This is a genomic window from Hydrogenobacter sp. T-8, from assembly GCF_011006175.1.
GTDB classification, from domain to species: Bacteria; Aquificota; Aquificia; order Aquificales; family Aquificaceae; genus Pampinifervens; species Pampinifervens florentissimum.
Window position 1 is genome coordinate 1,366,568 of record NZ_CP048795.1, and the last position, 22,911, is coordinate 1,389,478.

At 41.7% G+C, this 22,911-nt stretch carries 25 protein-coding genes; 17 read left to right on the forward strand and 8 right to left on the reverse strand.

The window, feature by feature from the left end:
* Window positions 1–19 precede the first annotated feature (19 nt).
* Genes G3M65_RS07925 through G3M65_RS07955 form a run of 7 tightly spaced genes read left to right on the forward strand, consistent with a single transcriptional unit; the run spans window position 20 to window position 7,599 of the window.
* On the forward strand, window positions 20–1,237 hold the full coding sequence (locus G3M65_RS07925; protein ID WP_173834040.1) for a GGDEF domain-containing protein: 1,218 nt from the start codon (window positions 20–22) through the stop codon (window positions 1,235–1,237).
* Window positions 1,238–1,274: 37 nt separating this feature from the next.
* The gene (locus G3M65_RS07930; protein WP_254426258.1) at window positions 1,275–1,652 is read left to right on the forward strand and encodes a hypothetical protein; all 378 of its coding nucleotides are present in this window, start codon (window positions 1,275–1,277) and stop codon (window positions 1,650–1,652) included.
* Complete coding sequence (gene infC / locus G3M65_RS07935; protein ID WP_173834041.1) at window positions 1,639–2,154, forward strand: translation initiation factor IF-3; 516 nt, start codon at window positions 1,639–1,641, stop codon at window positions 2,152–2,154. The genes G3M65_RS07930 and infC overlap by 14 nt, the downstream gene beginning before the upstream one ends.
* A 12-nt stretch (window positions 2,155–2,166) precedes the next feature.
* A complete protein-coding gene (locus G3M65_RS07940) occupies window positions 2,167–4,650 on the forward strand; it encodes a diguanylate cyclase (protein ID WP_173834042.1) in 2,484 nt (827 codons plus the stop codon).
* Window positions 4,647–5,981: a DNA repair protein RadA gene (radA, locus tag G3M65_RS07945; RefSeq protein ID WP_173834043.1), complete on the forward strand. Its 1,335-nt coding sequence runs from the start codon at window positions 4,647–4,649 to the stop codon at window positions 5,979–5,981. The genes G3M65_RS07940 and radA overlap by 4 nt, the downstream gene beginning before the upstream one ends.
* 3 nt (window positions 5,982–5,984) lie before the next feature.
* Window positions 5,985–6,632, forward strand: a complete 648-nt coding sequence (locus G3M65_RS07950; RefSeq protein ID WP_173834044.1) for a response regulator transcription factor — start codon at window positions 5,985–5,987, stop codon at window positions 6,630–6,632.
* The gene (locus G3M65_RS07955) at window positions 6,622–7,599 is read left to right on the forward strand and encodes a sensor histidine kinase (RefSeq protein WP_173834045.1); all 978 of its coding nucleotides are present in this window, start codon (window positions 6,622–6,624) and stop codon (window positions 7,597–7,599) included. The genes G3M65_RS07950 and G3M65_RS07955 overlap by 11 nt, the downstream gene beginning before the upstream one ends.
* Here G3M65_RS07955 and hisS read toward each other — a convergent pair.
* Complete coding sequence (gene hisS / locus G3M65_RS07960; RefSeq protein WP_173834046.1) at window positions 7,583–8,797, reverse strand: histidine--tRNA ligase; 1,215 nt, start codon at window positions 8,795–8,797, stop codon at window positions 7,583–7,585. The two genes, G3M65_RS07955 and hisS, sit on opposite strands and share 17 nt — an antisense overlap.
* A gap of 69 nt (window positions 8,798–8,866) precedes the next feature.
* On the opposite strand from hisS, the gene G3M65_RS07965 reads away from it, so the two are divergent.
* The 6 genes from G3M65_RS07965 to murA are packed head-to-tail and all read left to right on the forward strand — an operon-like array spanning window position 8,867 to window position 12,535.
* Window positions 8,867–9,313, forward strand: a complete 447-nt coding sequence (locus tag G3M65_RS07965) for a DUF4149 domain-containing protein (RefSeq protein ID WP_173834047.1) — start codon at window positions 8,867–8,869, stop codon at window positions 9,311–9,313.
* Between the two features lie 3 nt (window positions 9,314–9,316).
* Complete coding sequence (locus G3M65_RS07970) at window positions 9,317–9,619, forward strand: cupin domain-containing protein (protein ID WP_173834048.1); 303 nt, start codon at window positions 9,317–9,319, stop codon at window positions 9,617–9,619.
* A gap of 14 nt (window positions 9,620–9,633) precedes the next feature.
* On the forward strand, window positions 9,634–10,860 hold the full coding sequence (hemA, locus tag G3M65_RS07975; RefSeq protein ID WP_173834049.1) for a glutamyl-tRNA reductase: 1,227 nt from the start codon (window positions 9,634–9,636) through the stop codon (window positions 10,858–10,860).
* Window positions 10,805–11,104: an Lrp/AsnC family transcriptional regulator gene (locus G3M65_RS07980; protein ID WP_173834050.1), complete on the forward strand. Its 300-nt coding sequence runs from the start codon at window positions 10,805–10,807 to the stop codon at window positions 11,102–11,104. Before hemA ends, G3M65_RS07980 begins: the two co-directional genes overlap by 56 nt.
* On the forward strand, window positions 11,101–11,277 hold the full coding sequence (locus tag G3M65_RS07985; RefSeq protein WP_173834051.1) for a hypothetical protein: 177 nt from the start codon (window positions 11,101–11,103) through the stop codon (window positions 11,275–11,277). Before G3M65_RS07980 ends, G3M65_RS07985 begins: the two co-directional genes overlap by 4 nt.
* A complete protein-coding gene (gene murA, locus G3M65_RS07990) occupies window positions 11,249–12,535 on the forward strand; it encodes a UDP-N-acetylglucosamine 1-carboxyvinyltransferase (protein ID WP_173834052.1) in 1,287 nt (428 codons plus the stop codon). Before G3M65_RS07985 ends, murA begins: the two co-directional genes overlap by 29 nt.
* On the opposite strand, the gene G3M65_RS07995 is transcribed toward murA, so the two are convergent.
* Window positions 12,532–12,963, reverse strand: coding sequence for an Hsp20/alpha crystallin family protein (locus G3M65_RS07995; protein ID WP_173834053.1), 432 nt, complete (start codon window positions 12,961–12,963; stop codon window positions 12,532–12,534). The genes murA and G3M65_RS07995 overlap by 4 nt on opposite strands.
* Before the next feature lie 338 nt (window positions 12,964–13,301).
* On the opposite strand from G3M65_RS07995, the gene G3M65_RS08000 reads away from it, so the two are divergent.
* The gene (locus tag G3M65_RS08000; protein ID WP_173834054.1) at window positions 13,302–13,676 is read left to right on the forward strand and encodes a DsrE family protein; all 375 of its coding nucleotides are present in this window, start codon (window positions 13,302–13,304) and stop codon (window positions 13,674–13,676) included.
* A gap of 22 nt (window positions 13,677–13,698) precedes the next feature.
* Here G3M65_RS08000 and G3M65_RS08005 read toward each other — a convergent pair whose 3' ends face one another.
* From G3M65_RS08005 to purH, 4 genes are read right to left on the reverse strand one after another with little or no spacing between them, the layout of a single operon-like run.
* A complete protein-coding gene (locus tag G3M65_RS08005; protein ID WP_173834055.1) occupies window positions 13,699–14,637 on the reverse strand; it encodes a glycosyltransferase family 9 protein in 939 nt (312 codons plus the stop codon).
* Window positions 14,630–14,863, reverse strand: a complete 234-nt coding sequence (locus G3M65_RS08010; protein ID WP_173834056.1) for a MoaD/ThiS family protein — start codon at window positions 14,861–14,863, stop codon at window positions 14,630–14,632. Before G3M65_RS08010 ends, G3M65_RS08005 begins: the two co-directional genes overlap by 8 nt.
* Complete coding sequence (locus tag G3M65_RS08015; RefSeq protein ID WP_173834057.1) at window positions 14,860–15,390, reverse strand: Uma2 family endonuclease; 531 nt, start codon at window positions 15,388–15,390, stop codon at window positions 14,860–14,862. The genes G3M65_RS08010 and G3M65_RS08015 overlap by 4 nt, the downstream gene beginning before the upstream one ends.
* 10 nt (window positions 15,391–15,400) lie before the next feature.
* A complete protein-coding gene (purH, locus tag G3M65_RS08020; RefSeq protein ID WP_173834058.1) occupies window positions 15,401–16,918 on the reverse strand; it encodes a bifunctional phosphoribosylaminoimidazolecarboxamide formyltransferase/IMP cyclohydrolase in 1,518 nt (505 codons plus the stop codon).
* Window positions 16,919–16,985: 67 nt separating this feature from the next.
* Between purH and G3M65_RS08025 the strand changes: the two genes are divergently transcribed.
* Entirely contained in the window at window positions 16,986–18,095 is a 1,110-nt protein-coding gene (locus G3M65_RS08025) for a radical SAM protein (RefSeq protein ID WP_173834059.1), read from the forward strand.
* On the opposite strand, the gene G3M65_RS08030 is transcribed toward G3M65_RS08025, so the two are convergent.
* Both G3M65_RS08030 and G3M65_RS08035 read right to left on the reverse strand, forming a co-directional pair.
* Entirely contained in the window at window positions 18,066–18,566 is a 501-nt protein-coding gene (locus tag G3M65_RS08030; protein WP_173834060.1) for an NADH-quinone oxidoreductase subunit B family protein, read from the reverse strand. The two genes, G3M65_RS08025 and G3M65_RS08030, sit on opposite strands and share 30 nt — an antisense overlap.
* A gap of 12 nt (window positions 18,567–18,578) precedes the next feature.
* A complete protein-coding gene (locus G3M65_RS08035; RefSeq protein WP_173834061.1) occupies window positions 18,579–20,066 on the reverse strand; it encodes a hydrogenase large subunit in 1,488 nt (495 codons plus the stop codon).
* A gap of 44 nt (window positions 20,067–20,110) precedes the next feature.
* Here G3M65_RS08035 and G3M65_RS08040 point away from each other — a divergent pair, with 44 nt between their 5' ends.
* Window positions 20,111–21,967 (forward strand): proton-conducting transporter transmembrane domain-containing protein, encoded by a 1,857-nt coding sequence (locus G3M65_RS08040; RefSeq protein ID WP_173834062.1) that lies wholly within the window; start codon window positions 20,111–20,113, stop codon window positions 21,965–21,967.
* Complete coding sequence (locus G3M65_RS08045; protein WP_173834063.1) at window positions 21,964–22,911, forward strand: respiratory chain complex I subunit 1 family protein; 948 nt, start codon at window positions 21,964–21,966, stop codon at window positions 22,909–22,911. Before G3M65_RS08040 ends, G3M65_RS08045 begins: the two co-directional genes overlap by 4 nt.

Below are 22,911 nucleotides of genomic sequence, written 5' to 3' on the forward strand. Positions count from 1 at the left end.
AGTATAATTTAATATGGCAATGAATAGATATACAAAAACTGTAGAAAGGGATAGGTTGGAGGAATTGAAAGGAGGGCTTTTAAAAATACTAAAGAGATTCCTAACAGAGGAGTCCTATAAAGTCATTGAACTCAAACACTTAGATGGTTTTTTGAAACTCTTAACATGCGAGGACTTTGATAGGAAAAGTTTTAGGAGGCTGAGGGCTATATCAAAGTTCCTTATAGGCTTGCGTATTCCAGAAACAGCCTTAATACAAGCCTATAAGCTTATAAAGAACTACGCACTTTTAGAGGGGGACGATAAACTTATGTCAAAGATAGAATTTATATTCAAAAACCTATATAAACCTTATTTAATTTTGCATAAACTGGAAAGACTACAAGATGTTCACTTTCATTTAGAGGGTGACCTGTTATACCAAATGAATAAGTTAAAAGAAATCTACCTTAAAGAGCACAAAAGGCTAATTGGTAATATATTCAGCGATGACAGGGTTTTAAACTTAGATTCAGAAGCGGACTCACTGCTTTCTTCACTGGAAGCTTACTTTAAGGATAGTAAAGTTTATAGCAGACTTTTAAGCTTACACGAGCTTTATAAAAGAACTCTTACATCTATTGCGGTTGTTGAAAGCGACTTTATAAGCCTGTATACACTTACAAAAGATGTAGAGCTTATATTTAAGGATATAATAAACCTTATAGATGAGGCTATAATAAGTCTTCTTTCAGAGACCGCCTTCTTAGACGTGCTTACAGGGGTGTATAGTAGAAACTACCTTCAGCTGATTCTTGGAAAGGAAATAAGCTTTTGCAAAAGACATAACATACCAATCTCGGTTATACTTTTGGATGTGGATGATTTCAAATTAATAAATGACAAATACGGTCATGACGTGGGTGACCTTGTGCTTAGATTCTTAGGAGAGTCCATAAAACGCATAATTAGGTCTTCAGATATACCAGTAAGGTATGGAGGTGAGGAGTTCCTCATACTACTGCCCTTTACTTCTTTAGAAGGAGCCTATACAGCAGGTGAAAAAATAAGGGCTTATTTTGAAAGAAACATCTTCACACACAATTCTTCATCTATAACTATAACCATAAGTGCGGGTGTTGCCCAAATAAAAAATTTTGAAAATCCATGGCAGGATATTAAAAGAGCAGACAAGGCTTTGTATATGGCTAAGTCTCTTGGTAAAAATAGGGTAATGATCGCAAGCGATGATATCTGAGCTTTTCCTATGTATTTATGCAGGCTCTCTTTTCTGTATGGTTTTTTTGGTTGCACCAACACTCCTAAGGACCAGCGAGAATAAAAACCTTTTAGGAAGCCTATACGGAAGGGTGCTTTGGAGGTTTTACAAGGTTGCTTTTTTTATGCTTTTGTTTTATCTTATCTTAGGTAATGCAAAACTTGATGCTATACTTCTTATGCTGGGTCTTGGGTTGAACGTGGGGACTTCATACTGGCTGAAAAACTACAAGAGAAGCTTAGGGAACATAGACCTTCTTGATTACGATGAACCCAGAAGGGTAATCTTTAGAAGGGTTTCCATGCTTTCAACCTTTATTCTTCTTACTAACTTCTTGCTTTCTATGTATGTGCTTATAAAACACCTAAAAGGAGGTTCACTTGCAGGAGTATAGAGTTAACAGACAGATAAAAGCTAAGGAGGTAAGGTTAATAGACGAAAACGGAAAGCAGGTGGGCATAGTTCCACTGCAGGAGGCTCTTAGAATAGCCAGTGAAAAGGGTCTTGACTTAGTAGAAGTAGCACCTCAGGCAAACCCTCCCGTTTGCAAGATACTGGATTATGGTAAGTTTCTCTATGAGCTAAAAAAGAAGGAAAAGGAGGCAAAGAAAAAACAAAGAGAGCATGCTATTGAAGTAAAGGATATGATGCTTTCGGTAAGAATTGACGAGCACGACCTTAAGGTAAAGCTAAAGCACATGAGAGAGTTTCTCATGGATGGAGACAAGGTAAGGGTAAGGATTCGCTTTAGAGGAAGAGAACATCTCCACCCAGAGCTTGGTGATAAGTTAGCAAACAGGATAGTGGAAGAGTTATCCGATGTGGGACAACTTGAATCTCCAATAAAGAAAGAAGGAAACTTTTTGATCTTTGCCCTACTTCCTAAGAAGAAATAAAATTCTAATATTATGCTAAGCCTGAGGGTAGGTGAGCTTGTTAAAGGTGAAGAACCGCTTATCTCTTACGAGTGCAGTCTAAGGGAAGCCTTCGAGAAAATGAGAGAAAAGGGAAGGGGTTATATACTCCTTATGAGAGAAAAATATCCAGCAGGTATACTAACAGAAAGAGACCTTATTAGACTTATTGAGCAAGGTGTCTCCTTTGAAGAAAGAGCCATAGATTATGCCTCAAAAAGACTAATTCATGTTAGAGATTACAGAGACCTATATTATGCCCTTAGCCTTATGGTAGAAAACAACATAAGAAGGTTAGTGGTTGTAGATAAGGATGGTAACTTTCTTGGAACCCTTACCATGGAAGAGGTTTTGGCTCAAGCGGAGGAAGATATATTTAAAAAGAAGCTTAAGGTCAGAGAAATACTCTTGGACAAGGAATTTGTCTGGGTTTCTGCGAAAACAACCCTTTCTGAGTGTTTAAGGCTTATGAAGGAAAAAAATATCGGTGCCCTACCGGTGCTAAAAGAGGGTATGCCTGTAGGCATAATAACGGAGAGAGATATAGTTAAGCTCTTTGATAGGATCAACCTATCAGACCCTGTGGAGCTTTATATGAGCAAGCCAGTTATAACCATAAATGAGGACGCTCTGGCGGAATTAGCCCTAAGGATTATGGAGGAAAATAGGATAAGAAGGCTTGTGGTTGTGGACGATAAAGGTTTTGCGGTAGGTATAATAAGCAACAGAGATATTGCGAAAAACGCTTACGAAAGCTATTGGAAGTTCCTTGAGACCAAATTAAGGCATGCAAAAGATGTGCTTAATCTCCTACCCGAACCCACCTTTGAAGTGCTTGACCTATTCTCAAGCCAAGTTATTGTGTGGATGAATGCAAAGGCTATAGAACTCTTTGGTAGCCTTATAGACCATGATATAACAGAGGTAATTCCAGCAAAGGACTGGTCCTATATATACTCAACACTTTTAAAAGATAGAAGGGTTGAGAGACAGAGGTTTAATATTGGGGACAAAACCTATGAACTATCCGCCAGTTATCTCTTTGTGGAGACAGAGAAGGTCAAAGGAAGAATAAAGCTGATGCTCAGAGACATCACTCAGGACCTGCACTCACAGAGAATAATGGAGAGGGAGTTAAGTAACTATATGAGGATTATGAACTCTACAGAAGATATGATAATCGTATACGAATCGGATAGTGGAAAAATAAAGTTTGTAAACAGGGCGGCGATAAGAAAGCTCGGCTATACGGAGGAAGAGCTCAAAAACATGACCATATTTCAGATAGTGGATGCAGACCCTGAGTTTATAAGGCAAAACATACAAAGAATTGTAAGAAAAGATGAGGTCATAAGAGGTAGGAGGTTTTACAAGGACAGCTATGGGAACAGACTACCAGTGGATATAACTGCCACAAAGGTGCATATGAATAGCGTTCCATACATACTTATAGTGGCGAGAGATATATCGGATAGACTAAAATTAGAAGAGGAGATAGAGAGAAAAACAAGGGAGCTTGAAAACCTACACGATTTTATCCTTAACCTAAACAGATGTAGCTCAGAGGGCGAAGCTTACAATCTTTTGGCACATATGCTTGTAAAAGTTGCTGGGGTGGATGCCCTTGCAATATACAGAATAAACCCATCTTTGAATAAGGTCGTTGACAAACTATTTTATGGAAGTATGGAATACGCAGAATGTCTTGAGGAAGGTGAAGAGCCTTCTGCGTGTAAGGTTTTCCAAAGTGCCCAGCCTTTTCTTGTTAGAGATAAAAAAGCCTATTCATGTCCTCTTTTCAAGTCCGAATATGGCTCTTATATGTGTATGTCTGTAGTATCTGGAGGAAAAACCATTGCACTGCTAAGTATGGTATCTCAGAAGGAAGACTTTTTTGATAGAGAGAAACTGGACTTTATAGAAAACATAGTTAACACCTTTGCACCCTTTTTGTCTAACCTAAGACTTATAGAGATAAACAAAGAGCTATCCATAAGAGACCCTCTCACAAACCTCTATAACAGAAGATTCATTACAGAGTTCTTGCATAAAAAGATAGAAGAGGCAAAAAGGACTAAGTCCCAGTTTGCTTTACTGCTTTTGGACCTTGACCACTTTAAAAAGATAAACGACACTTATGGACATCAATTCGGCGACCTGTGTCTAAAAGTTCTTTCTGACGTTCTAAGAGACACAGTCAGAAGCATGGATATAATAGGAAGATGGGGAGGCGAAGAGTTTGTGGTTATTTTGCCAAATACTGGAAGGCTAGAAGCGGTTGAAGTTGCAAACAGGATAAGGGAAGGTTTGAAGAAAAAGCTCCTCTACTCGGATAAGGGTATACCAGTAAGCATGACCGCAAGCATTGGTGTTGCAGTTTTTCCAGAGGATGGAGAGACTGTGGATGACCTTTTCAAGGTGGCGGATGATAAGCTGTATCTCGCAAAAAGTGAAGGAAGGGACATGGTAATTCCATGAAAAAGGAAAAGACCTATTTTGTGTGTCAAGAATGCGGATACTCAAGCCCGAAGTGGCTGGGTAGATGTCCCTCCTGCGGTGCCTGGAACTCTATGGTGGAAGAGAAGGAAATAAGGTATCTCTCTGGAAAGGTAGAAGCAAGGGCTACGCCGAAACCTCTCCATCTTTGGGAAGAGCAAAGGGCTATAAGGCTCAGCACAGGTTTTGAAAGTCTTGACTATGCTCTTGGTGGCGGGATAGTTAAAGGACAAGTTTTGCTCCTTGCAGGCGAGCCGGGCATAGGCAAGTCTACCCTTTTACTCCAGGTATGCGAAAGATTTTCAAAGCTATATGGACCTGTTTTATATGTTTCTGGAGAAGAATCTCCATCGCAGATAGCCCTCAGAGCAAAAAGGCTAAGAGTGGGTTCAGAAAGCCTTTTAGTGTTTCCAGAAACTAACCTTGAGGAGATATTGCAGACCCTGAGGGAAGAAATACCTTCTCTCCTTGTGGTGGACTCGGTGCAAACCCTTTATAGCTCAAGCCTTGAGTCTTCGCCTGGCTCTGTCGCACAAGTAAGAGAATGCACCTTTAGGCTCTCCGAAGTTTGTAAGGAGCTAAACATTCCCGTTTTTTTGGTGGGTCAGGTCAACAAAGAAGGCGTGCTTGCGGGTCCAAAGGTGCTGGAGCATATTGTGGACACGGTTCTTTATTTTGAGGGGGAGAGGTTTAACTTCTACAGGGTGGTCAAGACGGTTAAAAACCGCTTTGGTGAGTCTGGGAACATGGCGGTCTTTAGGATGACAGGACAGGGGCTTGAGGAGGTTCAAGAGCCTTCCGCCTTTTTCCTGCAAGAGAGGGTTGGCTCTCCTGGGAGCGTGGTTTTTCCTCACACAGAAGGTAGCAAGCCAGTGCTTTTGGAGGTGCAAGCCCTAACCATACATGCACTATACACCACCCCTCAGAGAAAGACTCAAGGCTTTGACCCAAACCGCTTAGCTCTTATACTTGCAGTGCTTGAAAAGGAAGCAAAGGTCTTTACAAGAGACAGGGATGTGTTTGTAAACATAGTGGGTGGTGTAAGGGTGGAAGAGCCAGCCATAGACTTGGCGGTTGCCCTTGCAGTGGTAAGCTCCGTAAAGGATAAACCTGTTGGTGATGTGCTTATTTTTGGTGAGCTTGGTCTCTCTGGGGAGGTGAGGTCTGTCCACTTTGCACAGGAAAGGCTAAAGGAAGGTCTTCGCTTTGGCTTTAAGAGGGCTATAGTTCCAGAGGGTTGCAAGGTAGAATTAGAGGATTTAGAAGTCTTTGGCGTAAGACATATTAGAGAAGCCATTGAGCTTATAATCTAAAATGTGAAGGTGCTACTTGTGGAAGATGACAGGCTTTTGGGGGAGTCTCTTAAGGAGTATTTGGAGTCAGAAGGCTTTTTGGTGGACTGGATATACGATAGTAGGGAGTTTTTTGACCTTCTTGAGGTTTCTATATATGACGCCATTGTGCTTGACCTTATGATGCCTCATATAAGCGGTGAGGAACTTCTAAGAGAGCTAAGAGAAAAGGGAGACACCACCCCTGTGCTTATACTTACTGCAAAGGGCAGGATTGAGGACAAAGAAAAGTGCTTTTCTCTCGGTGCGGATGATTATCTTACAAAGCCCTTTGAACCAAAGGAGCTACTACTTAGGCTCAAAGCCTTATACAGAAGAACCGTCAGACAAGAAAGGCTAAGGCTAAAAAACGTGGAGGTTGACCTAAGGGCTGGTAGGGTATGGGTTGAAGGTAGGGAGATAAGGCTAAGTAAAAAGGAGTGGCTACTGTTTAAGCATCTGGTAGAAAACAGGGATAGGTTTGTCTCCACAGAGGAGCTACTCAACTATGTGTGGGGAGATGAGCCAGTGGGGGACGAGGTGGTGAGGGCTCACATAAAGAACCTCAGAAGGCTCTTGCCAGAGGGCTTTATAGTCTCTCAAAAGGGGAGGGGCTATAGAGTTGAGGCTTGAGAAATTCCTGCTTTATCTTTCTCTCTTTACGCTTTTGGTGGCTGGTTTTGGACTTATAAACCTTGTAGTGTTTCTTGAAATTAAAAGGCTCATTGAGGAGAACTCCTACAGGCTTGCCTATCAGCACTTTTTAACCCATCTCCAAAACCCACACCATATAGGAGACAAAGACTTTGTTATAAACCCACCTGCAGTTGAAGGATACAGGATATATGTCTTTGAAGCTCCGGAAAACCCATTAAAGAGCGTAAGGGTAGGTATAAGGGAAGAGTTTCTTAGGGAAAGGAAGGACAGCATAATGAAAAGACTTCTGGTGGCGGAATTTTTCCTAATTTTTATGCTCGTTTTTCTCTATCAGAGGATTATTGAAGAGTATTTTTCAAGGCTAAAGGGAAAGGAGGAATGGATAAAGTCCCTTATGCTATCTCTTACCCATAGACTTGGAAACTTTATAGCCACACAAAAAGTCCTTTTGGCTATGTTAAAAAAATCCTATCCTCAAGATGAAAAGATAAAGAGGTTGGAAAAAAGTCTCCACAAGGTTCAAAGGGAGTTAAGCCTGTTTATAAACCCAGTTAAGGAAGGGAGAGAAAACAAGAGAGAGAATATCCAGTTGGAAGACTTGATAAGAGAAACCCTTAGCTTTTTTGAAGAGGAGCTAAAGGCTAAAAGGCTCATATTGAGAACCGAAAGGCTATTTGTATACATGAACAAGGAGGACCTTGAGGATGTGCTTTACAACCTTATAGGCAATGCCATAAGGCACTCAAGAGAACTTATCCACATAAAGGTCTGTGCGAAAAAAGGGCTTTTGGTGATAAGGAATGACCTTGGTGGTGAGGTAAAGCACGGTATGGGATTGGGTGTAGAACTTACACGCATGGTCTTAAGGAGATACAACTTTGGCTTACAGATAAGCCTAAAAAGGCACTATACCGCCTTTGTGCTTTTTAAAAGGCAGGGCTAAACTCTACCCTTGTTTGAATTCCAGAATTAAGGTCCTTGAGGGTATAAAAGCCACCAGCCATCTCCTCTTCTCCCACTATAACTGCGTAGTCCGCCCTTATCTTGTTGGCAAGCTCAAGCTGTTTTTTGAGACCGCCTCTTTTGTAAGAGACCTCAACCCTTTTACCCTCTGCCCTGAGAGCCTTTGCTACCTGCAAGGCATAGGGTAGAACATCACCAAAGGGTATGACCAAGTATAGTGGGTCTTCTGGAGGAAGGTTTTTCACAAGCATGGAAAGCCTCTCTAAACCCACTGCAAAGCCTATGGCTGGGGTGGGAGGTCCACCCATCTCCTCCACAAGGTAGTCATACCTACCACCTGCTATCACGGTAATATCAAGCTCCTCAGAGACCGCCTCAAAAACCGTCTTTGTGTAGTAGTCAAGTCCTCTCACAAGGTTTGGATTTTCTCTGTAGGGTATAGACATGGCATTTAAATATTCCTTTAGCTTTGAGTAGTGCTCTCTACACTCCTCGCACAAAAAGTCCACCATTTTAGGAGCATCCTTGACCGCAGACTTACAGGTTGGCACCTTGCAGTCTAAGACCCTAAGAGGGTTTCTGTCCTTTCTGTCAAGGCAGACCTCACAGAGATGTTCCTCCACACCCGTAAGATAGGCACTCAAAGCATCTCTATAGGCAGGTCTGCAAACCTTACATCCTATGGAGTTTATCTCTATAACCACCTTAACGCCAAGTTCAGAAAGTATCTCATAGACAAGACCTATAAGCTCCGCATCCACCACAGGCTCAAGGCTTCCGAAGACCTCCGCACCCAGTTGATGAAACTGTCTGTATCTGCCAGCCTGTGGACGCTCGTAGCGAAACATGGGACCCTCATAGAAAAGTTTCACATAAGGCTTTAAGGCATATAGCCTGTTTTGAACATATGCTCTGACCGCACCCGCAGTGCCCTCAGGTCTAAGAGCAAGCCATCTACCCTTTCTATCCTGAAAGGTAAACATCTCCTTTTGGACTATGTCCGTTGCCTCTCCTATGCTCCTTTGGAATACCTCCGCATATTCCACCGCAGGAAGCACCATTTCCTCAAAGTTATAGAGCCTTAGCTTTTCCCTTATGAGGTTAGAAATATACCTGAACCTTTTTAGGTCTTCTCCATAAATATCGTGAAAGCCTCTTACACTTTGAAACTCAGGCATAGAGAATAATTATAGTCCTCTGAGTTGACACTTTCCCAATTCTGCATAGAATATAAGTAAGGATTTACTATGAAAGAGCTTGTGCTTTTCCTCCACCTTGTCCTTGCCTCCCTATGGGTGGGAGGCATGCTATTTCTTGTTTTTGTTCTTGCCCCCTTTGTAAGAAAACTGCCAATTAGAGACCAAGCCTTTCAGGAAGTGGGGAAACGCTTTAGCCTCTATGGAACCCTTGGTTCACTCTCTTTACTTTTCTTGACAGGGCTTTTGAACATACACTACATAGTTGGTTTTTCAAGCCTCCTTGACCTCTCAAATCCTTATACTAAAACCCTTATGCATAAATTGGGTGTTTTTATATTAGTAGTCTTTGTTTCTCTGGTTCATGACCTTTACTTTGGACCGAAGTCTGTAAATTCATCCCTTCATAGAAATATGGCAAGGATTCTTGGATTTTTGAACTTGCTCCTTAGTCTTTTAATCGTCTATCTTGCGGTAAAACTTAGGTTTGGAGGTTAGAAAATGGCAAAAATCTTAAAGGCAGAGGGTAGTTTTTCAGATTTTATGCCAGTGAAAAAAGCTATTCATGTAGAGGAAGGCTTAAGGTGTATCGCCTTTTATCTGAAGGCTGGTCAGAAGATAAACTTACACACATCCCCCCACAGGGTTATAACCATCGTCCTACATGGTGAAGGGGACTTTTTTGTGGGTTCAGAAGAAAACAGGGAAAGGCTAAGGGCGGGCGAAGCCCTTCTCTACGAACCCAACGAGCCCCATGGTTTTCAAGCGGTAGAGGACATGGCGGTCATGGCTATTGTAGTGTGATATATTTATATGTGATGTATCGCATATTTGTATGGGGCGTAAACTTCAAAACCGCCCCAGTAGAACAGAGGGAGCTTTTGGCTTGTAGCAGGGAGGATGCTTACTATCTTTTACCACCCCTTAAGACCGTAAAGGGTATAAGAGAGATAATGCTTCTTTCTACCTGTAATAGGGTGGAGGTTTACACTGTTGCGGAAGACTACGAGCCTATGAACAGGCTTATTCTTGAGCTTCTTCAGCTCAAAGGTGTGGACACAAGACTTAGGAAAAACTCTTTCTTTTTAGAGGACGGTCTTGCAGTTGCCCATATCTTTAAGGTTGCAAGTGGGCTTGAGTCCATGGTGGTGGGAGAAACGCAGATAGTAAACCAGTTTAAGGAAGCATACAGAATAGCAAAGGAACTCCAATGCACTGGCAAGGTTCTCAATAGACTATACGAGAAGGCTCTCAGAACTGCCAAGAGGGTGCGCACAGAAACAGGCATAAGTAGGAATGCGGTGTCGGTGAGCTATGTGGCTGTAGAGCTTGCCAAGAGAATATTCGGAAGCCTTGCAAAGACAAAGGTTCTCCTTGTGGGTGCTGGTGAAATGGCTGAGCTTTCTGCGAAATATCTTAAAAAACTTCAGGCACACCTTTTTATAACCAACAGAACATACGAAAGAGCGGTGGAATTAGCAAAAGAGCTTCAAGGGCACGTGCTTAGGTTTGAAGAGCTTTCTGAACATCTTCATGAATTTGATATAGTGATAGTCTCTACAGGGAGCAAGAGGTTTATCATAGACACTCCTATGGTCAAAAAGGCGATAAAGAAAAGAAACTACAAACCTATCTTTTTCATAGATATATCTGTTCCCAGAAATGTGGACCCTGAGGTGAATGAGGTTGACGAGGTGTTTCTCTACGATATAGATGACCTACAAGAGGTTGCGGAGAAGAACCTAAAGGAGAGGTTAAAGGAAAAGGAAAAGGGAGAGATAATAGTATGGGACGAGGTGAGTAAGTTCATGAAGTGGTTGGAGTTTCTCAAGGTTGAAAGATACATAGTAAGCATAAAAAGGGCGTGGAGAGACGTGGAAGAAAGAGAACCAATGGTCAGAAGGCTCATTCACATTGCGGTGGAAGAGATAAGAAAAGACCCTTCCCTTGCGGAGAAGTTGGTTAAAATATTCTTGCAGGAGGTGGAAGATGCAGACACAGAGCGAAGGCTACCCCATGTCTATAACAGAGCTTATGGAACTTGAGAGCGAATATTCCATAAAGGCTTACGTGCTTATAAAAGCAGACCCAAGAGAAATTCCTTCCATAATGCTTGCTTTGTCAACCTTTGAAGGCATAAAAACTGCGGATGTAGTAACAGGTCCCTATGACATAATCGTCTTTGCAGAGGTAAGGAATCAGGATGAACTCGGTAGGCTCGTAATAAGCAAAATACATTCCTTGGAGGGAGTAAAGGAAGCCCTTACCTGTGTGGTGGTAAGGATATGAACGATTTTCCTCTTGTAGTGGAAGAAGCTGAGAGAATATTGGTTATATACTCCGAAGAACCGGCGGTTCATAAGGAAGAAGACGATGGTGTTGAAATTTTTTATTCAAAAAGTGGAGAAGTTGTGAAGATAATAATAAACAAGGATGAGAAGCACTACATCATATACTTCTGACTATCTTGTGATAGAAGGAGGCAAACCTTTAAAGGGAAAGGTAAGTATCTCTGGATCAAAAAATGCCTCACTGCCCATACTAATAGCAAGTATACTTACTAAGGAGACTTGCACCGTAGAAAATGTGCCTGACCTTCTTGACACGAGAACAACCCTTGAACTTCTTCAACATTTAGGTGCAGGTGTGAAGTTTAAAGATGGAAAGGTAAGCCTCTATCCGAGTTCAATAAATATACACACCGCACCAGATGAAGTGGTAAGACGTATGAGAGCCTCTGTTCTTGTAATGGGACCATTACTTGCAAGGTTTGGAAGGGCGATTGTATCTATGCCTGGAGGTTGTTCCATTGGGGTGAGGTCCATAGACCAGCACCTTAAGGTATTTGAAAGGGCGGGGGCTAACATAAGTGTAAGACATGGCTACATAGATATGGAAATAAAGAAGATAAATCCTGTGGAATACACCTTTGAGGTTATAACGGTAACGGGAACTGAGAATGCTCTTATGTTTCTCAGTAGCTGTGAAAAAAGGAGCGTATTGAGAAACATAGCCTTGGAGCCTGAAGTCATAGACCTTGTGGAAGTGCTCAGAAAAATGGGCGCGGAGATACATATAGAAGACAGGACAGCAATAGTAAGAGGAAGCGAATATCTGAGAGGCTTTAGCCATAGGGTTATACCTGACAGAATAGAAGCAGGGACTTTCATGGTGGCTGGTTTTTTAACGGGTGGAGATGTCTTGCTTGAGGACATAAGGGTGGAACATTTAGGTAGCATAATAGAGAAGCTCAAAGAGGCGGGTGCCAATGTTGATATTCTGAGCCTTAACAGTCTTAGGGTAAGAGGCGGTAACATTATTAAACCTCTCACCATATCCACCGCCGAGTATCCAGGATTTCCCACGGACATGCAAGCCCAGTTTATGGTGCTTTGCTGTCTTGCGGATGGAGTGTCAGAGATAAGGGAAAACATCTTTGAAAACCGCTTTCAGCATGTGGCAGAGCTTCAGAGGATGGGTGCGGACATCCACGTGAGGGATAGGACCGCAATTATAAGAGGGGTCAAAAAGCTCTATGGTGCGGATGTTTATTCTACTGACCTAAGGGCATCTGCCAGTCTCGTGTTAGCAGGGCTCGTAGCAGAAGGAACAACAGTTGTAAAAGATATATACCATCTTGACAGAGGATACGAAAGACTTGAGGAAAAATTTAAGGGTTTGGGAGCTGTCATAGAAAGACAGCCCCCCAGAAAAGTTTAGGTTATTTCTATCTTTTTCTCCTTTGCACTCTCAGCTTTTGGTATTCTTATTTCAAGCACGCCATCCTTGAACTCAGCCTTTGCGGATTCTACCTTTACATCCGTAGGCAATGGTACAACCCTTTCGAACCGTCCGTATACTCTTTCAACCCTATGGTAGGTTTCCGTTTTCTCTTCTTTCTCTTCCTTCTTCTCACCTCTTATGTGCAGGGCGTTATCCCTTATGGATACTTCCACGTTCTCCTTCTTAACTCCAGGAAGCTCTGCCTTTACAACCAGCTCTTGGTCTGTCTCATACACATCCACAACAGGTGCAAAAACCCTTTCACCTTCCTCCCTGGGCACAAGCTCCTCAAGGAGCCTATCAAACTCCCTTCTTATGCGTTCAATCTCTGCAAATGGGTTCCATAGTGTAAGTCCTCTTCTCATGGCAACCACCTCCTTTAAGGTTCTTCTATTAAATTATTTTAGTCCTTTGTTATAAAATGTCAAGGGATCCATGAACAAAACACCAAACTTTTAGTCAAACTTGGTTTATACTTAGTTCCAGTCTGTTATACAAAAGCCCAAAGCTATAAGCCAAGGGCTATCCCGGCAGAGCTCCGTTCCGTCAGGACATGGCAGACCATATAGCAAGCGGATGAACGGAAAGGTTCCGAAGTTGGTTGGATAGACAAGTGTGTATAAGCATAGCAAGTGGAACGGATAGATACCTCCTCTATAATGCTATAATTCTATAAGAACATTCTTAATAGGAGGTTTAGACAATGGAGCAAAAAGCACCAGACCTCGTGATAATCCTGCTAACAGGAAAGGAAAACGCCAAAAGGCTACCATCTGCTTTCTTCCTTGCATCCACTGCTGCTGCAGAGGATATGAATGTGGTGGTATACTTCACGGGTCCAGCTACTGAGCTTCTCAAAAAGGGTGTTGCGGACAGCATCTATCCAATGGAAGGCGGACAGCCACTTTCTTACTTTATTAAGCTCGCCCTTGACAACGGTGTGCAGATGGTTGCATGCAAACAGTCCCTTGACCTCAACGGTATGAAAGAGGAAGACTTAGCTTACAATTTCCCAGTGATGACACCCACTCAAGCACTTCCTACCCTTGGAATGGCTGGAAGAGTTCTAACTTGGTAGTTAAAATACGGGGTATGGGCTTTTAGCCCTGCCCTTCTAAAAGTCTTTTGGCTACCGCAAAAACCTCCTCTGGTGCTATATCGAGGCACGGGTATGGGTATTCTCCCAATCTACAGCTTCCCTTTCCATGAAGGTCGCAAGGCTGACAATATAGACCTTTGAAAAGGTATACTCCTTCTTGAGGTTCAAGAGCAAAGCCTAAGGTGGGATGTGTTCCGCCATATATCTGAATAGCCTTTGCCCCTACCGCCCTTGCCAAGTGTAGCAGTCCCGAGTCGTTGCCTATAAAGAGAGAGGCACCCTTTATTATGCCAGCCACATCCAAGAGAGAAAGCTCCCCGCATAGATTAATACCCTGCCAGCTTTTAGTAAGCTCTTTGTCCTTTTTGTCTCCCACAAGAACCACCTTGTAGCCCTCCCTAAGGAGAAGCTCTATTAACCCTTCAAAGCGTGGATAACGCTTTTTCTCATACCTTGCACCCGGAGCTATGCATACATAGTCTCCAAGTTTTTCTTTCCAAGCCTTTAACCTCTCCTCAGAGATTAGTATCTTTGGTCTTCCTTCCCTGTAGCCTATGCTTTCAAGGTAGGCTTTTACCACGCTGTAGGGTTTTCTCATACTTTTAAAATACACAGAAAGCCTTCGCCTAAGGGATTGCTTGTTGTAGCTCTTCCACTTTCCACCAAGCCTTATCCTCAAGAGTAATGTTTTCAAATTTTTATGCATGTCAAGGTATAGATCAAAGCCCTTTAGCCTTTGAAGAGTGTCCTTTCTAAAGAGCTCTTGCTTTTTTACTTGAAAAACCTCAAGCCTTGGGTCTTCTAAGAAGACTTCACCAAAGGGTTCAAGGGTCAAAAGATATGGCTTATATCCCAGTTCAAGCAAAGGGTCTACAAGGCAAGAGGTCAGCACCACATCACCCAGGGAAGATAGTCTTACTATGAGAGCTCTCTTATCCACCGCTCACTGGAGGTATGACCGCCACCACTTCCTCTCCCTTTAGCTCGTAGTCTTCACCCACATACTCGTAATTGACCGCAAACCTTGAGACCTTTATGATATCCTCAAGCTCAGGATATTTTTCAATCAAGAACCTACGGAGTTCCGACACCTTCCCACTAAACTCAATTTCTTCAAACTCAGCCTTGAGCCTCTCCTTAAGTATAGAAAAGTAAAGAAGTTTCATTCCTCAAGCACCTCAGAGAGTTTTATTTTAAGCTCTGGCAAAAGCTCAAACTCCTCGTCAAAAGAATAAACTTCCACAATGCCTTTTTTATGCAAAAACGCTTTTCTTAGTCTTGGGTCTACGAGCAAAACCCTTTCCACGCCAAAGTCCAAAAGCTCTTGCACCTTCTCCTCCATTTCTGTGTAGGTATTTGAAGGTGAGAGTATCTCTATCACAAGGTCTGGAGGCACTTCAAGAGCCTTGCCTTTGAGTTTTGGTAGCTTTTCCTTGCTTATATATACCACGTCAAGCCCTCTAAGTGTTAAAGGCTCTTTTTTAAGCAATATGCCCACTTCACCTACAAGCACATAGCCCTTCTTTCTCAGCTTACTTTTAAGGTAGTAGGAAAAATCAGCTTCATAAGACCCATGAACATCACCTATTGGAGCCATTTCTACCACCTCACCGTTGACTATTTCATAAAGCCCTTCTGGAAGAGTTCCCTTCAGCACATCTTCGTAGGTATATACCCTCTCCTTTACCTGCATGAGTTTAAATTTAGTGTCTAAAGTGCCTTGTGCCAGTAAAGACCATAGCCATGTTGTGCTGGTTTACCGCCTCTATTACTTCCTTGTCTCTTATAGACCCTCCAGGTTGAATTATGGCAGTTATACCTGCAGAATGAGCTATATCCACGCTGTCTCTAAAGGGTAAAAAGGCTTCAGAGGCAAGAACACTTCCTCTTAGCTCAAAACCAAACCTCTGGGCTTTTGCTATGGCACATCTTAAACTATCCACCCTTGAAGTATTTCCAGAGCCTATGGCTAAGGTTTTTCCTTCCTTTGCTATAACTATAGCGTTAGACTTTACATACTTGCAAACCTTCCACGCAAAGAGCATGTCTTCCTTCTCGGTTTCTGTGGGCTCTCTTTCCGAAACCACTTCAAATCTCTCATAATCAAGACTGTCCTCTTCCTGCAGAAGAAAACCACCGCTTATCTTTTTTATGTCAAAGGAGTGGGAAAAACCAAAGACCTGTATTAGCCTTAGGTTTTTCTTCTTTGAGAAAACCTCAAGGGCTTCCTCGGAAAACTCTGGAGCTATAATCACCTCAAGGAAAACTTCTGTGAGTCTTTGGGCTAAGTCCTTGTCTACCTTGTCGTTAAAGGCTACTATGCCTCCAAAGGAAGACTCGGGGTCTGAAGAAAAGGCTCTCTCGTAGGCTTCAAGCAGGCTGTTGCCTAAGGCTACACCGCAGGGGTTGTTGTGCTTTACTATCACGCATGCAGGCTTTGAAAACTCACTTACAAGCCTAAAGGCAGAGTCGCTGTCAAGGTAATTGTTAAAGGACATTTCCTTTCCCTGCAAAACCTTAGAACGGGCAATACCAAGCTCCTCAAGGGGATTGAGATAAAGCCAACCCTTTTGATGAGGGTTTTCTCCGTATCTTAGCTGGCTTGCTAACCTCATGGGTATGGCGGAGTATGTAACTTCTGTTTGCACCTCAAACATATTTGCCAAGGCTTTTGATATAAGAGCATCGTAGTAAGCGGTAAGGGAAAAAGCCTTTACCGCAAGGGCTTTTCTCTCTTCAAGGGTTAGACCACCTTCTTTTATTCTCTCCGCTACCCATCCGTAGTCCTCAGGGTCTACCACTACCGCAACTCTGTAGAAGTTTTTAGCGGAAGCTCTGATAAGAGTTGGTCCACCTATGTCTATAAACTCCATAAGCTCCTGCTCTGTTAGGTCTTCTTTTAGTTTCTCTTCAAAGGGATATAGGTTAACCACCACAAGGTCTATGGGCTGTATGCCAAGGTTCTTTATTTCTTCTTTGTCCTTTTCTACCCAATCTCTGTAGAGAATACCGCCATGCACCGCAGGATGCAAGGTCTTTACCCTACCGTCCAATATCTCGGGAAAGCCTGTGAGCTCTTCCACCAGCTTTACCTTATAGCCAAGGCTTTGGATAAACTTTGCAGTGCCACCAGTGGATATGACCTCAAAACCCTTCTCATAGATAGCCTGCAGAAGTTTTTCAAGACCTTCTTTGTAGTATACAGAAATAAGTGCCCTCATGGAATTAAGATTTTAACACCTTCTAAGGATATTGGCACAAAGCCAGTTTATGCATATTCTATAAAGTATGGAACTCCATCAAAAAATAAGGCTTATGTCAAGGCTTGCCAGCTTTGAGAGGGATGGGGATTATAACTTTGAAAGTTGTGTCTTTTACGCTTCCACACCCAAAGGTAAAGTGCCTATCCTCAAGCTCATGCAAACAACCATGTGCGATAAAAACTGCATGTATTGTGCCTTTAGAAGAGACAGGGACGAAACAATAAGGATAGCACTAAAGCCTGAAGAAATAGCAAAGGGGTTTATGGAACTATACAAGGCGGGAAAGGTAAGCGGGCTTTTTCTTTCCTCGGGCATTTTCGGAAATCCAGACTTTACCATGGAAAGAATGATAGATACCGCAAAGATACTTAGAGAGAAATATGAATTCAAAGGCTACATACACCTTAAACTCATGCCCGGGGCTTCTTTGCAAAGCGTGGAAGAGGCAGTTAAAGTGGCAAGTAGAGTCTCCATAAACCTTGAGACCTCAAAGGAAAAGAGACTCAAAGACATAGCAAAGGGTAAAAGCATACTTCAGGATATGCTTCCCAAAATAGAGTATGTGGATAGGCTTATAAGAGGTCAAAAGGGTAAAAGTCAGATAAGTCAGATGATGGTAGGCGTTGGAGATGAAAAGGATGAGGAGATAATAAAAGCGGTAGATTATCTAAACAAACGCTTTAGACTGGGCAGGATATACTTTAGTGCCTTTTTCCCCGTGAAAAACACCCCGCTTGAAAATAGACCACCGGAGAACCCAAAGAGAGAGCACAGGCTTTATCAGGTTGATTTTCTTATAAGAGAGTATGGCTTTTCTTTTGAAGAGTTAAAACCAGTACTAATAGATGGCAATCTCCCTCTTGACAAAGACCCAAAAACTGCATGGGCGGAGGCAAACATGCACCTTTTCCCAGTGGAAATAAACACCGCAGACTACGAAATGCTTATAAAAGTCCCTGGCATAGGAAAGGAGACCGCAAAGGAGATATTAAGGAGAAGGAGAGAAAAGAATCTAAGTTCAATTCAAGATTTGAAAGGTATTAGAAACCTAAATAAGATACTAAATTATGTAGTCATAAATGGAAGATATTTTTGGCAAAATTCTTCATCTTTCCCATCTATTACACAGCTTTAAAAATCCCTCTATTATATGCCTTGGCTCTGGTGGACATCCAGGTATGTGAAGATGAACTGGTATATGCTTCCCTACTGGACCCTCCACCGCATAGGAATCTTTGAAATAACTACAATCCTTGGTGCAGTCTCCTAGGGTTACAATAAATTTTGGGTTTGGTGCGTTTTCATATGCCTTTATCATGGGGACGAGCATGTTCCTTGTTACACAACCAGTTATTAAAAGCACATCCGCATGTTTCGGAGAGGCGACAAACTTTATGCCAAACCTTTCTATATCGTAGTATGGATTGTTGAGATTAGCAACCTCCACCTCACAAGCATTACAGGAGCCAGTATCCACTTCACGGACGAACAGACTGCCACCAAAAACCTTATCTATTGCCTCACGCAGTTCACACAATAACTCTTTGTGTTCTGGCATTATTTCTTCGGTTTTCAAACGAAAGGCTCTCTTCATAAGAAAAAGCATAGCTTTCCTCCTTTAAAGGTCATTCCCTGCATAAGAAAGGTTCATACTTTTGTTAACAAGCGGGAAATCCGCTATTATATCTCCAAGAACTGCATACTGTATTGCTGGCCAGTTTCTAAAGGATGGGTCTACATACTTTAATCTGTATATTTTTCCATCCTTATCAAACATCACAAAGAAAAAGGCATTGCCTCTGGGTGTTTCTGCGTTCCCAATATTCCAAGAGTAGGGTTCAGGTTTTTGCATCTTGTTTGCTTTTTCTGTATGCTCTGGCAAATTCTTGAGAAAAAGTTTTATAAGTCTTATGGACTCATAAATTTCCCTCGTTCTTACAAGAAACCTTGCCATAACATCCCCTTCTTCAAAAGTATGAAGGTTTACATCCTTGTATGCTAAATATGGAAGCTCTACGCGCGTATCCCTTTCAAGACCAGAAGCTCTGGCACAAACACCGCAAAGAGACAACTCCATAGCTGTATTTTTGAAAACTCGCCCTGTAGTTTCAAACCTATCCCTTACAGAAGGGGTTTCCAGGGCAAATTCCTCTACCTGTCTTATCTCCTCCTCTATAACTCCAAGTAAGTCAATCAAATCCCTTTCCCTATTCCTATTAAAGTCAACCTTCACAGTTCCGAGTTCACACACATCAAACATAAACCTGTGACCTGTAAGACTCTTATTAAACCTCATAAGTTTCTCTTGTAATGAAAAAAGGTGCTGAGCGACCAGTGGAAAAGCTATGTCCATGAACAGCCAACCTATATCTCTAACGTGGTTCCAAACCCTTTCAAGCTCTCCAAGTATAGACCTTATAACCTTCACCCTTTCAGAAGGTTCAAGTCCAAGAAGTGGTTCAACCGCGTTAAGGTATGCTATAGATATATTAACCGCATTATCTCCGGAAATCCTGTTTACAATCTTAAGCACCTGTTTGGGGTCCTTCCCTTCACACAGCTTTTCTATTCCCCTATGCTTCCAGAAGTGCCTTATCTCCAATTGAAGTATGGCTTCGCCAGCAAGGGAAAACCTAAAATGACCGGGCTCTATTATGCCTGCATGTATTGGACCCACAAGTATCTCATTAACTCCATCTCCCATAACCTTTTTATAGGTATAATGACCATAAACCTTAAATTCTGGCTTTTCTCCTTTATAGTCCTTTCTAAGGGGGTGTATGGCTGGGTCCCAGTTTTCTGGATATAGCATAAGCCTTCTACTATCGGGATGTCCTTCGGGCAAAAGCCCAAACATATCCCTTATTTCCTTCTCGTAGTTCTTTGAGGATGGACAAAGGGAAACTATAGAGGGAAATTTATCCTCAGTCCTTAGGATGAATACCCTTACACTTCCCTTCTTCATAAAGAAATACCTAACCGCAAATCCTCTCCCCAACTCTCTCTCATCACTTCCTACCATACCAAACAGATAGAATCCTTCCCTGATAGCGTCTCTAACCCTGCTGTAAAGGTTACTACCTTCTACCTCTTCTTCAATGAACACAATTAGAATTATAACACTTGTTCTGTGGTATAATGATTATTATCATGTCCGAAGGTTCAAGTAGTGGAAGCCTAAGCGTTTTCAAACACGCACCACTTGTTGCCTCATCTTTTATAGCCTTATCCCTTTTGCTTTTACCAAGGGAGTTCACAGTTCAGCTGGGCTTTTTTGAGGCATACTTCAAACTTGACGCTCTATCTATATTTTTTTCTTCTCTTCTTGCTTTTGTATCTTTTTATGTTTCTATATACACCATTGGATATGTTAGTGAGTTAAAGGGAAAAGCTCATCTTGTCTTAATCCTTACAGGGGTATTTATACTTTCCATGTTTTTCACTATTATAAGCAACGATCTAATTAGCTTTCTCTTCTTTTGGGAGATAATGTCTCTATCTTCTTTTTATCTCGTTATTAGTGATGAGGGGAAAGAAAGCTCAAAGGTAGGATTTATATACCTTTTAATGACCCATCTGGGAACAGCGTTTATAATTCTTTCTTTTCTTCTTTTATACATAAAAACCTCATCCATGAGTTTTGATAGTTTTCGTGGTTCTGCAGACCTCTACATTGTATTGTTAGCACTTTTAGGTTTTTCTGTGAAGGCTGGAATAGTTCCTTTTCATGTATGGCTACCCTATGCACACCCTGTAGCACCTTCTAATGTCTCAGCCCTTATGTCTGGGGTGATGCTAAACACAGCTATCTATGGTATGATGAGGTTTCTTTTTGAATTTTCCTCTTCAAACTTTCTCTTTACAAGTCTGCTACTTATCGTTTTCGGTTGTCTCTCTCTTGTGTATGGTGCCATTTACTCTCTTACTGAGTCAAGCGTTAAAAAGTTTCTTGCATACTCTAGCATAGAAAACATGGGCTTGTTAGTTATTGGTATGGGTTTGGCTAATCTTGGTCTTTACAAAGAAATTCTGCCCATATACTCTACATCTAAAGCCTTTGTATTGCTACATACCTTAAACCACTCTCTTCTAAAAAGCTCTCTCTTTATGGGTGCAGGGGTTATGGTCAAGATGACCCATGAATATAGTATGAACAGGCTTGGTGGCCTTTCAAAGGCAAGCCCATTGCTCTTTTACCTCATGTTAGTATCTTCTGTCTTTATTTCCGCTCTTCCTCCTTCTAATGTCTTTTTCAGCGAACTGCTCCTTTACAAAACCCTTTTCTTAGCTCTAAATATCAAAGGTGACCCTTCGTCCTACATACTGATACTTGTGCTTACTCTACTTGCACTGTCTGGCGTTTTCGTAGGTGCTACCTTTGTAAAGTTTATTGGGGTGGTTTTCTTAGGAAAGTCCAGGGGTGCAAAGGTCTCCAACAAACCAAGCGTAGCTGAACTCTTTGGAATAGCATTACCAGTCGCCCTTTCTGTTTCAATAGGCATTTATCCATATCCTTTGCTTAGTATCCTTTCTAACATATATTCCCTTTCCCTTCCAGACCTTAACTACTTACCCTTTAATCTCTTATTCGTGTCCTTTATTCTTTTACTTGTTATTTTCCTCGCCATGAGAAAAAACAGGGCACGCATTTACGAAACATGGATTTGTGGACTTGATGAAGAAAATCCATCCGCACAAGCTACTACCCTTTCCCAAACCTATAGCATAAGGAGACTTTTTTCTATGTTTTACTCCACTGTATCTGAGATAAATTTTGATGCGGAGATAAAAAAGTATTTCAGAAGCAGTATTTTATACAAAGAAGAATTAAAAGATATTTTTGAAGAGAAGATATATAAAAGACTTGCTGGTTATATACTTGCCGTCTCAGACCAAATTAGGAAAATACTCCAGACTGGAAATATAAATCTTTACATAAGCTATATATTCCTTACACTTCTTCTCTGTTTTCTTATTTACATAGTGCTAACAGGAGAAAAACCATGAATTTACTTCTTGGTATCATACAGGCTCTTATGGTGCTTATGTTAGCCCCATTCTTTGCAGGTTTTATTCACAAGCTAAAGCAAAGAATAAGAGGTCAAAAGGGCATAAGCGTCTTTCAACTTTACAGAAACCTCTATAAACTCCACAAGAAAGAAATAGTCCTTTCAAAGGACACAAGTTTAGTCTCAAGACTTGCTCCATATTTCTACTTTTTGCCTCATGCTCTACTATGCTTTATGCTTCCCTTTTTCTATGAAAGCCCTTTACTTGGAAACTCTTCAAACCCTGTTGTTCTTCTATACCTTCTGTCTCTATCTATATTCTTCATGACCCTTTATGCCCTTGATCAGGCAAGCTCCTTTGGAGCTCTTGGGTCAAGCAGAGAATGGTTTATAAGCAGTCTATCAGAACCAAGCGCGATTTTGCTTTTGTTTTCTCTTTGCATATACACTGGAGAATTCAATCTAAGCCATGCCTTTTTAACACTAAGCAATGAGCTTCGCTCCTTCTTCTCTGAGCACCCAAGCCGTTTTTCAATAAGCATCCCATTCCTCCTTTTGTTTACCCTACTAATACTCACGCTTGCTGAGAACGCACGCATACCTTTTGATAATCCAGAAACCCACTTAGAGCTTACCATGGTCCACGAAGCCAACATACTGGAGGCAAGCGGTCCACATCTGCTACTCTTTGAATATGGCTCTTATCTAAGACTTACCCTGTTTCTAAGCATCATGTCCATACTTATCTTTCCCTTTATAGGTGATTCTACTTTCTATCCTTTGGCTTTTGCCCTTTATCTGTTAAAGATGCTGTTTCTTTGTATACTCATCGCCTTTGTAGAATCTTTCAATGCGAAGATGAGGCTATTTAGAATTCCAAACGTCCTATCTTTTGCTTTTGTCCTTTCCTTACTTACACTTATACTTTCTATGGAGGCTTAA

Coding starts and splice junctions, on each gene's coding strand:
- G3M65_RS07925 (WP_173834040.1), top strand. CDS start 20: ATGAATAGATATACAAAAACTGTAGAAAGGGATAGGTTGGAGGAATTG.
- G3M65_RS07930 (WP_254426258.1), top strand. CDS start 1,275: ATGGTTTTTTTGGTTGCACCAACACTCCTAAGGACCAGCGAGAATAAA.
- G3M65_RS07940 (WP_173834042.1), top strand. CDS start 2,167: ATGCTAAGCCTGAGGGTAGGTGAGCTTGTTAAAGGTGAAGAACCGCTT.
- radA (WP_173834043.1), top strand. CDS start 4,647: ATGAAAAAGGAAAAGACCTATTTTGTGTGTCAAGAATGCGGATACTCA.
- hisS (WP_173834046.1), bottom strand. CDS start 8,797: ATGCCTGAGTTTCAAAGTGTAAGAGGCTTTCACGATATTTATGGAGAA.
- G3M65_RS07965 (WP_173834047.1), top strand. CDS start 8,867: ATGAAAGAGCTTGTGCTTTTCCTCCACCTTGTCCTTGCCTCCCTATGG.
- G3M65_RS07970 (WP_173834048.1), top strand. CDS start 9,317: ATGGCAAAAATCTTAAAGGCAGAGGGTAGTTTTTCAGATTTTATGCCA.
- hemA (WP_173834049.1), top strand. CDS start 9,634: ATGTATCGCATATTTGTATGGGGCGTAAACTTCAAAACCGCCCCAGTA.
- G3M65_RS07980 (WP_173834050.1), top strand. CDS start 10,805: ATGCAGACACAGAGCGAAGGCTACCCCATGTCTATAACAGAGCTTATG.
- G3M65_RS07985 (WP_173834051.1), top strand. CDS start 11,101: ATGAACGATTTTCCTCTTGTAGTGGAAGAAGCTGAGAGAATATTGGTT.
- murA (WP_173834052.1), top strand. CDS start 11,249: ATGAGAAGCACTACATCATATACTTCTGACTATCTTGTGATAGAAGGA.
- G3M65_RS07995 (WP_173834053.1), bottom strand. CDS start 12,963: ATGAGAAGAGGACTTACACTATGGAACCCATTTGCAGAGATTGAACGC.
- G3M65_RS08000 (WP_173834054.1), top strand. CDS start 13,302: ATGGAGCAAAAAGCACCAGACCTCGTGATAATCCTGCTAACAGGAAAG.
- G3M65_RS08010 (WP_173834056.1), bottom strand. CDS start 14,863: ATGAAACTTCTTTACTTTTCTATACTTAAGGAGAGGCTCAAGGCTGAG.
- G3M65_RS08015 (WP_173834057.1), bottom strand. CDS start 15,390: ATGCAGGTAAAGGAGAGGGTATATACCTACGAAGATGTGCTGAAGGGA.
- purH (WP_173834058.1), bottom strand. CDS start 16,918: ATGAGGGCACTTATTTCTGTATACTACAAAGAAGGTCTTGAAAAACTT.
- G3M65_RS08025 (WP_173834059.1), top strand. CDS start 16,986: ATGGAACTCCATCAAAAAATAAGGCTTATGTCAAGGCTTGCCAGCTTT.
- G3M65_RS08030 (WP_173834060.1), bottom strand. CDS start 18,566: ATGCTTTTTCTTATGAAGAGAGCCTTTCGTTTGAAAACCGAAGAAATA.
- G3M65_RS08040 (WP_173834062.1), top strand. CDS start 20,111: ATGTCCGAAGGTTCAAGTAGTGGAAGCCTAAGCGTTTTCAAACACGCA.
- G3M65_RS08045 (WP_173834063.1), top strand. CDS start 21,964: ATGAATTTACTTCTTGGTATCATACAGGCTCTTATGGTGCTTATGTTA.